The sequence below is a fragment of the Algibacter sp. genome (assembly GCF_049667265.1).
In the GTDB taxonomy this organism is placed as follows: Bacteria; Bacteroidota; Bacteroidia; order Flavobacteriales; family Flavobacteriaceae; genus Algibacter_B.
Window position 1 is genome coordinate 1 of the sequence record NZ_JBATHX010000253.1, and the last position, 10237, is coordinate 10237.

Genomic DNA, 10237 nt, shown 5'->3' on the forward strand with positions numbered 1-10237 from the left:
TATATTAATAGTTTCAACATCTTCTTCTATTTCTAGTAATGTACTTTCAAAAAGTTTATCATAAGCTGGTAATGTACCATCGTTCCATAAGAAACTATGAGGATGCCCTGTTCCGCCATCATCATTATCATACCATTCTGGTTTTACATCTTTAAATGGTTGAACTAATGCAACGCCTTGGTCATTAAATGACTGAATAATAGCTTCTGCATTTGGTTCTGTAGCTCTTAAGTCTGTTGTTTCTCCAGGGTCATTCAAAATATTATATAAACGCCATGCGCCGTTCCCTCCTGTTTTAACTACTTTCCATTGATCCATAGCTAATCCGCCATTATGAAAACCATTATAAGGCCTCATAGCCAACACAAATTCGTTTGGTCTGGCATTTGCACCTGCAATTAAATCATCCATAAAATCTACACCATCTATTGTTTTTGATCCCGGTATAGTTTCTCCAGCTAGATTAACTAAAGTCGGATACAAATCCAGAGAACTTAATTGATGATTATAAGTAGTTGCTGAAGAAATTTGATTTGGCCAATGCACAAACATTGGTACTTTATGTCCCCCATCGTTCACGCTACCCTTTAAAGCATCTAGAGGATAATTTACGGCTCCTTTACTATAGGTATAACCACCATTATCACTTAAAAATATAATTAAGGTATTATTAAACTCTGCCGTATCTGCTTGTAAAGCAGTAATTAGTCTTCCAATATTTGCATCCATATTAGTAACCATGGTCGCATACGTTATACGTGCTTGAGTAAATTCTTCTATTTTGGCTTCTCTTGCGGCTACAATTGCAGCTTCTTGTTCTGTTGGTGTTAATGCATCAAAAGCTGCATCACCCATATCATTCCTAGCATCTTGTTCCATTTTAGCATCACTAACTTGATTAGCATTATACATGTAATCACTATTTCTTACTAAATTGTAAAAATTAGGATTATCAATTAAAAACTGATCTCGTTCGGCTGCAGGAGCTTTTAATGGTGTGTGTGGTGCATTATAAGATACATACATGAAAAAAGGATCTGATGAAGGCGAATTTGCATTCATATAAGTAATAGCATCATCTGTAAGAACATCTGTTAAATAATCTTCTTCTTCAGCATTACTAAATTCATTTCTATCGATGTAACTTCTATTTCTCCATAGCGGGTCTAAATATTCATTTGTAAGTGTACCACCCCCATTATAATAATTATCTTCATACTCACTTTCAAAGTATCTTTTACCACCTCCTAAAAACCCGAAGTAATAATCAAAACCTCTATCAAGTGGCTGAAAAGTGCCTTCAGTGAATCCTAAGTGCCATTTACCAAATCCAGCCGTATTATAACCAGAATTTTGAAGTAATTCTGGAAAATAAGTTTCTTCTGTTGTAGGACCAAAAGCTGTAGTAATATCGTTAGGTAAATTATATTGAGCGCCAATTCTGTGAGGGTAAATACCTGTCATTAAACCTACTCTACTAGGCCCACAAAATGGATGTGCTACGTGTGCGTTTTTACATATAACACTATTATTAGCTAAAACATCTAAATTTGGTGTTGGAATAACCCCTAAATCGGCAGGAAAGCTAGCGTCTCGGTTAAATCCAACATCGGCATAACCCAAATCATCCGCTAAAATAACAATTATGTTAGGTCTGGTTCCTTGAGTTTGGGCCAATACAAGCGCAGCATTTAATAAAAAAAATAATAGCGTAAAATACGTTTTCAAATAATGTAAAGTCCTCATCATAAATTCTGTTTTTAATAATTCTTTAAAATTAAACAGATTGAATGGACGAGGACTTTAGTATATTATCTTTAACCTAATAAATATTACCTTTTTACTTAAAAAAACAGCTGTTTTTGGTCGATTTTATAAGATTAAGACTTAATAAAACTATGATATAACATATTATTTAGAAATTTCAAAAGTGTTTAAAAATTTAGCCATTTCTTTATCAGTCCAAACTTTACTTAACGATTCTGGATCAAACCATCTAGGTTCGGTATGTTTTTCACTCCATTTTTTAGCTCCTAATACCATCTTTTCTAATTGTTCAGGGTATTTGCCACTAACATCATGTTTTTCACTAATATCACTATCAATATTATATAATTTCCATGGACCATTATATGCTTTAGTGGCTTTCCATTCGTCTTGTCTTACACCAACATCAGAGAATCCTGCACGGTGACGCATTGAAAATATCATTTCTCCTTTACGCGCATTTTCACTTTTTACAATGCTATTCCAAATATTTTTACCATCAAGTTGTTTGTCTTTTGATATAGTTGCTTTTGCTAATCCTACAAAAGTTGGGTATAAATCTAAAGCAGAAACTGGATACTCGTAATGTTTCCCTGCTGGCACTTTGTTAGGCCAATGAAAAAACATAGGAACTCTAAAACCACCTTCGTAGGTATCTCCTTTAACACCCCTAAGCGGTGCATTATTCGCTCCTTGATCGGTTCTTCCTCCATTATCACTTAAAAAAACTATCAAGGTGTTTTCATATTGATTTGTAGCTTTTAAGGCAACAACTAATTCTCCAACGCCTCTATCAACTGCATAAACCATTGCTGCATAAGTTTGTCTCGCTTTATCCTTAATATTGCTAAATTTCTGCATATCTTCTTCTTTAGCCTCTAAAGGTGTATGAGGTGCATTGTATGCTAAATACAAGAAAAAAGGTTGGTCTTTTTTTGAAGCATTGTTAACAAAACGTACTGCATCATGAGAAAGCTCATCCGTCAAATACTCTGATTCTTCAACCTCTACACCATTCCGCTGTAATGGTGCTAAATATTCCCAAATATTCTTGTTACCAGCTTCCTTTTGTTGCTTGTACTTTTTTACATAATCTTCTGGAAAAAAATTATGTCCGCCACCTAGAAAACCATAGAAATAATCAAACCCTCTGTCTTTCGGTTCGTAACCAGCAACTGCTCCTAAATGCCATTTCCCAATTATACCTGTATAATAACCCGACTCCTGCAATTGAGAACTCATAAATTTTTCACTTAATGGAATACCTTCTCCAACACTTTTTTCACTGTTTGCAGGAAGATTAAATTGCGAACCAAATTCGTGCGGATACCTTCCGGTTAACAAACCTGCCCTACTTGGACCGCAAAATGGGTGCGTTACATATGCAGATGAGAATATAGTGCCTTCTTTAGCTAACTTATCTAATGCGGGTGTAATCATTTCTTTCGACCCATTAAAACCAACATCGGCATAACCTTGATCATCAGTCATTATAATAATAATGTTTGGTCTTGTAGTTTTAATTTCATTTGTTTTTACAGATTGACTTTTCACACCTGTACAAGACGAAATCAGTAATACAATCGACAAAAACAAACTAGTATTAACGCTTTTTAAAATCATGGTTTTTATATTATAGTTGAATTGAAATATTTATAACTAATTAGAAAACGAAATTAATTAATCAAAATATCTAATATGTTTTCAATTTTATCTTAAACAGAATTAAAATTACCTAATTTTTGTAGAGATTGAACTCTTTTATTTATTACAATTTTGATTCCTAAGTATTTAATAATTAAAATATCCAAAAACAACAACATCAGATAAGTTATACATGAAGTAATCCATAGAGGAATTAGCAGAAACACAAATAATCATCGATTGTCGTAAATCGATATTTAGCAAATTAAGAGTTAAATAGTTAATAGTGGGTAAATGATAGCTACTAAATGGTAAAGGAGTTTATATAATTTTAAAAACTTGTGGTTAATTTTACGCAAAATAAAAACTGCCGCTATGAAAAACATCCTTTTTTTAACGTTTATTGTATTTACAATATTGAACGCAAATGGTCAAAACCCAATGTCAGACCCTGGAAACTCTGGCGGTTGGATTTTAAACCAAGACATGAGTGATGAGTTTAATGACGCCACATTGGATAAAACCAAATGGTGGATTCTTGGTGAAAACGGTGATTATAGGAGTAAATGGAAAGGACGAGCACCAGGGCAGTTTGCGCCACATAATGTAGTAATGGACAATGGTGACTTAGTACTAAAGTCTCAATGGGAGCCTAGTTTTACTTTTGCCGCCGAAACTCAAGAAGGGACTTGGTATGGGGGCACTACAACAAGTGCCGATAAAAGTAAACCAATTACTCAAGCCTGTATCATGAGTGAAACTTTTTTCAAATATGGTTATATGGAAGTGCGTTGTAAATTAGCCGATGCTCCCGTTACAAGTGCTTTTTGGACAACTGGTTATCTTTCAGAAATTGACATGGTTGAAAATTATGGAAAGCGCCCTATTGGACATGCTCAGGCAAATAATCCGAATGATGCTTTAGTAAAAACGCATAGAACAAATCTGATATCATGGGATCCGGATAGAACAGATGCAACTAGTTACAAAACAGAACATCTATTAACTGAAAAACTAGCGAGCAGATATTTTGTTTATGGATTTGATTGGGATGAAAATGGGATGAAAATATATGTTGATGGCGTCTTGAAAGAAACCAAATCGATAACCCAATTAAAAAACGACCATAATTTTACTTGGGTACATGATTACCCACAAGAAGTTTGGTTAGACGCAGAAGTATTCTCATGGTATGGACTTCCTAATATGGCAGATTTAGTTACACCAGCCGAATTTAAAATTGATTATGTCCGCATTTGGCAAAAAACACTTTTATCTGGCAAGGATTTTAATGCTTTAGGTTTTGAAGGGCCATTTAAATATAGTGGCAGAAGTCAAAACTGGTATACTGTTTCAAACTTTCCATGGAAAATGAATGATGAAAAACCTGCAAGTGGAGATTTTAGTGTCCGTTATAATCGCATTGGAGCTCTTACAACTGGCAATCAAACGCTTTACTCACCTTATGGTTCCATAGATTTACCTTCAGGAAGTAACAAAATGACTATGAAAATTTGGATTGATCCAGCAACAAACCTGAACGAATTATTTGTTAATTTAACTAAACCTTTTACTACGCTTAACTTTAGTCTTGCTGGAGTAGCAAAAGGCGAATGGGTTGAAATTTCTAAAACTTTTAGTCGGTCAACTGCTTCAGACATCAATGTGAATGATGGAGCCAGAGCTGAAATCCAAGTAAGATCGACCTCAACGCAAAGTGCCAATGTCCTGTTTTATATTGATGATATTTCTTTTGAGAGAACTACACTTGCTGTAAACAAGGCAAACTCTTTTAATTTTGAAGTTTTTCCAAATCCAGCAAAAGAAAACATAAAGGTTAATTCAGAACAAAATTGTACGATACAAATTTTCAATAATTTAGGCGTTACAGTAAGAACATTTAAAAATGCATTAAAGTCTCAAATTATGTCTGTTGAAAATTTAGCTACAGGACTTTATTTTGTAAAAGTTTCCTCTGGACAGAAATCATCTGTTAAGAAAATAGTAATTCAATAGTTTATAAATCCCGCTCAAAAGTCAATTATTTTGAGCGGGATTTAATAAGTATCCATTTTATCTTAAGCATATTGAGTATTACCGATATAATGCATCATAAAGTTCTTTTCATTTATTCCAAAACTTAAATCTAAAGCTTATTTTATTACTCTTTTTTATAATTGATTTTTGTGTTTTTCAAAAAAAGAATCGACTCTATTCTTCTGTTCTACACTCAATTTTTCATTGCTTAAATACCAATATACCCGTCGTGCTTTTAAAAAATCACCATCCAATAATGGCAATAAATTTTCGATAACTATGTTAGAAGCTGATGTTTTAGTCTCCAACAAATCTATAAATCGGGTAGTTTCCTGAAACGATTTTAGGTTGTTTATTTCGTTACTTAAATCATCCAAATATCCTTTTGGAATTTCATGTTTAATATTTTGAAGTGACTTTATGGAAGCTAATTTTTGGTCTTCATTCGCTCCGCCGAAAATTGTTTTAACTGATGGGAAATAAATATTTGGTGGTGAAGACTCTAAATAACTAATCGAAGGTTTAATTAAGTGTTCATTTTGAATAGCTTCATTAATAATAATGTCTACAAGTGTGCTTGTATAATTATTTCTATTAATTAATTCATCTATTGCAATAAAGTAATAGGCTTTGTTCTCATCTTTTAAAAAATGAGTAAGTTGTTTATTGGAAGCAGATTTTCCTGTTATTTTTTTTATAATCGGAATAATATTTCCGTTCGCCCAATGCCACAACGTAAAACAGGTTAAGGCTGCACCCGGAACCGTATCTTTGTCATCTAATTTAACGGCCGTAGCACCAGAAACGGCATCTAAATCTCCATTACCTTCGGTATTAACTACACTTAAAATATCATCAACAAACAAGTCTTTATAAGGAGATTTTTTATCGGCAATTACTGTATGTAACTTTTTATAATCTTGAGCATCAAATAATTCAGCTTCATACTTTTCAAGAGTAACACCTTCACCTAATTCATATTTCTGATACTCGCCTATATTATTCCAATAAATTCGAACAGAAACAACTTTACACACTTCTTTATAACAAATAACGGACTCCACATTGGCATAATATTTCGTTGAAAGTCCTTTTTCGTCTTGAATTTCATTTAAAATAATTTCTACAGGATTTTTTTCACCCGGATGCTTAACGTGAACGGTATGTTGAATTTTAATCAATTCTTTATTGAAAATATCGGTTCCGTTTTGAATTAGAATCCAAAATGGAAAAATTATCAATATATATGCTTTCAGCTTACCAACCATTAATTATGCATAGCATCTAATTTCAAATAATCGTACATTTTCTGCACCATACGTTTCCTTCATTTTCACTTTAATTGCCGTAACATTTGTGCTATCAAATCTAAATTTAATTAAACGGGTGCGATTTTCTTTGATACTCCCAAGATCAATCCACCGCCCTTTTACACGACCCTGCAAACTCAACGATTTAAGCATTTCTTGTGGAATGGCATTATTATAAAGCTCATCATTTCTGCTATCTTTACGCATCATAATATTACGTTTTACATTGGTATCACACTTAATTTCTACTGAAGCTACATTTATTGGCGTTTCCCATTCCAATTGAAGTTCGGAAGATAAACCATCCGATTGCCAATGGTTAATTTCACCATCAATATCTCTTGAAATCCCATTGATTAAATTTACAGCATCGCCAGATGAAGTTGAAGAACCAAAAATTAAGCTAGCTTTTTTTGCTAAATCATTTAGGTCGTTAGCGGGACGTTTTGGAATAAAAACGTCATCTCTCATTATTTGTTCTTGAAGTTCATTCATATGATTTTCAGCTACTTCTCTAGGCAATATGTTTTTCTTATTGCAAATAGTTGCCGCTGTTCCAACCGCTTGCCCCATTAGCGCACAAGTTGCCATAATTCTTGAAGAAGACAGTGCTATATGTGTTTGACTCACATTACGACCAGCAAACATTAAGTTAGCTACATTTTTTGAATATAAAGCTCTAAAAGGGAACTGATAAATGTTTTTAAAGTGATAATGAAAATAACTAGGTGGCTCCGATATATTTTCGATGCCTCCAGGGTTATGCTCATCTAAAGACCAACCTCCAAAAGCTACAGCATCATCAAAATGCCTATGTTCGGTCATGTCCTTTTCTGATACAAAATAATCACCTATAAAACGTCTGGATTCTCGTCTGCAAGGAAGTGAACCTACCCAGTCTAAAGCTAAATTTTCTGCTTCGGGGAATTTTCCTGAGTTTTTAATATAATCCCAAACCCCATGTAAATAGCCCATTAATTTATGCCTATTCACTTCAAAATCGGCAATAATATCATCTTGACTACCTACTTCTATCCACCAAATACCTTCATGATAACCCGCAAATTTTCGTCTTGGACTTGCGCCTTCATGTGTGTATTTTATATAATAAGAAGGCGGACTATATTTCATAGGACGTCCCATATCTTTGGAAGACATTAAAAGCGTTGCTCCCATTTGCCAGCCATCTGGCACATCTGGAGCATAAGTTTCATTAAACTCTGCCTTACCTTCTCTACCTGTTCTATATTCGGCTCCAGCTGTTGCAGCTAAAAGCCCATCTCCAGAGCAATCAATAAATATAGATGCGTTTATTGTAATTAACTTTTCGGTAGTTGATTGCCAACACAATGCTGACTTTATTTTATCACCACTCATTACGGCTTCAATGGCCTGAGTGTTTAGCATTAATGTGATGTTTGGCTCTCTAACTACAAAATCGTAAAGCACATGATCAAAAACAGGAAACGATTCTTGTTCGTTTTCAAACCGGTTATGCAAAAGTATTTCTTCTATGATACCTGTTTCACGTTCTGCTTTGCCTTCTATATTATTTACGCCATTTAAGTGCACACGCATTTCACTAGATGCGTTACCACCTAATACTGGTCTATCTTGAACCAAAACAGTTTTAGATCCATTTCTAGCTGCTGCCACAGCTGCACAAATACCAGCTGCACCACCACCAATTACCGCCACATCATACTCTACAGTTTCTTTTCTATTTGGCACTCCCGTTTTCCCCGTACCAAGATGGAACCACTTATCTAATTTTTTATCATAAACTACATCTTGAGTTCCTGCACAAGAACTTGTTATCAATGGTAAAGCTCCAGCTGCAATAACTGCTTTAGTTCCTTTTTTGAAAAATGCTCTTCTTTTCATATTAAAAAAATTAATGTCGTTGTGAGTTAAATACTATTTATGAACTCTTTTCCACTCTTCATCAAAAACTTTTAATAAGTCTGATATTAACTCTGGATTAGCATCAGAAATATTAATTTTTTCAGTAGGATCTGTTTTATGGTCAAACAACTCAACATATAATGGTTTTGACGTGATGTCTCGACTGTCTTTCCAAACAACTAAACGATAGTCTTTAGTTCTCATGGCATAACCCATTAAATAGTTTTCGAATAAATCTCTATCCCATTTATCGGTTTGTTGTGCTTTTATTTTTCCTTCAACTTCTGTTATTAATGGCCCAAAATAAGTTTCACGCATTGCAGGTCTTAAAGGAAAAGCTCCCCACTCTCTTAATGCAGGTGAAGGAAACTGACTAAATACGGCCTTTTTCCATTCTTGATTTGGATTTTCTAGTAAGGGTTTAAAACTTTCCCCTTCTAGGTGTTCTGGTAATGGAATATTTGCTAAATCACATAATGATGGATAAATATCGACTAACTCTACAAGTGCATTGGTGAGTTTTCCACGATTTTTTTCTAACATATCTGGAGTCCAAATCATCATAGGAACTCTTGTAGCTATTTCATAATTAGTTGCTTTTCCCCAAATTCCCATTTCACCTAAATGCCATCCATGATCTCCCCAAAGTACGATGATTGTATTATCTCTAATTCCAGCTTCATCTATGGCATCAATCATTCTACCTATTTGTGCATCAACATAACTAACACAAGCTAAATAAGCATGCTTTAAAGTCGTTGAAAGTTCGCTATCCAAATCACCGCTTTTAGGAATTCCACTTCTTACACGTAATTCGAACGAAGGATGTAAACCCATTGTCGCACCATTAGTAGGCGCTTGGGTTTGTTCGGATAATTTAATATTGTTTACATCATATAAATCCCAATATTTTTTTGGAGCCACCCAATTGAGATGTGGTTTATGGAATCCTAACCCAAGGAAAAAAGGCTTATCTTCTTTTGCCATTTCTTTCATGGTTTCTATGGCTAAATCTGTGTTTAAACCATCTGCATATGTATTATCTGGAACATCTGCACTTTCATAAGCTGGACCCATTGCCAAACCAAAACGAGCTACTTTTCCATATTTAGCAAACATTTCTTTACGTGTCTCTTCTCTTATTTTTTGATTTTCTGGAAGTGCAAAAGAAACTGGTTTTTTATCTGATTTAAGTTGTGGTCTGCTCCAAGAAATTTCATCTTCGTCTCCATGATGGAATATTTTTCCATAATAAACAGATTGATAACCATTTGCTACAAACTGTTGCGCTATAGTATTAACCTCAGGCAGTTGTTCTCTAAATCGTAAATAATTATGGGTTATTCCGCTAGTTGAAGGTCTAACACCTGTCATTAAACTTGCTCTTGAAGGTCCGCAAATTGCTTGTTGGCAATAGGCATTATTAAAAAGTAACCCTTGACTTGCTAACTCGTCTAAATTTGGACTCACAGCAATGTCAGACCCATAGCACCCCAACTCTGGACGTAAATCATCAATAGCTATAAATAGGATATTTGGTTTTTTATCAGTTGTTATATCTGTCTTTTTTTCCT

The 10237-nt window shown here is 34.2% G+C and carries 6 protein-coding genes; 1 reads left to right on the plus strand and 5 read right to left on the minus strand.

Annotation, left to right across the window (positions count from 1 at the left end; all coding sequences use genetic code 11):
- Together WBN21_RS09560 and WBN21_RS09565 are read right to left on the minus strand one after the other, a co-directional pair.
- Positions 1-1749, minus strand: a 1749-nt coding sequence (locus WBN21_RS09560; RefSeq protein WP_424199707.1) for a sulfatase-like hydrolase/transferase, incomplete at its 3' end; no start/stop codon positions are given.
- A 162-nt stretch (positions 1750-1911) separates the two neighbouring features.
- Complete coding sequence (locus WBN21_RS09565; RefSeq protein WP_424199709.1) at positions 1912-3390, minus strand: sulfatase family protein; 1479 nt, start codon at positions 3388-3390, stop codon at positions 1912-1914.
- A gap of 396 nt (positions 3391-3786) precedes the next feature.
- On the opposite strand from WBN21_RS09565, the gene WBN21_RS09570 reads away from it, so the two are divergent.
- The gene (locus WBN21_RS09570) at positions 3787-5427 is read left to right on the plus strand and encodes a T9SS type A sorting domain-containing protein (protein ID WP_424199711.1); all 1641 of its coding nucleotides are present in this window, start codon (positions 3787-3789) and stop codon (positions 5425-5427) included.
- A 155-nt stretch (positions 5428-5582) separates the two neighbouring features.
- On the opposite strand, the gene WBN21_RS09575 is transcribed toward WBN21_RS09570, so the two are convergent.
- The 3 genes from WBN21_RS09575 to WBN21_RS09585 all read right to left on the minus strand — a co-directional run.
- Positions 5583-6716: a hypothetical protein gene (locus WBN21_RS09575; RefSeq protein ID WP_424199712.1), complete on the minus strand. Its 1134-nt coding sequence runs from the start codon at positions 6714-6716 to the stop codon at positions 5583-5585.
- 3 nt (positions 6717-6719) lie between these two features.
- Positions 6720-8642, minus strand: a complete 1923-nt coding sequence (locus WBN21_RS09580; protein ID WP_424199714.1) for an FAD-dependent oxidoreductase — start codon at positions 8640-8642, stop codon at positions 6720-6722.
- 33 nt (positions 8643-8675) lie between these two features.
- On the minus strand, positions 8676-10237 hold a 1562-nt coding region (locus WBN21_RS09585), incomplete at its 5' end, for a sulfatase (RefSeq protein WP_424199716.1).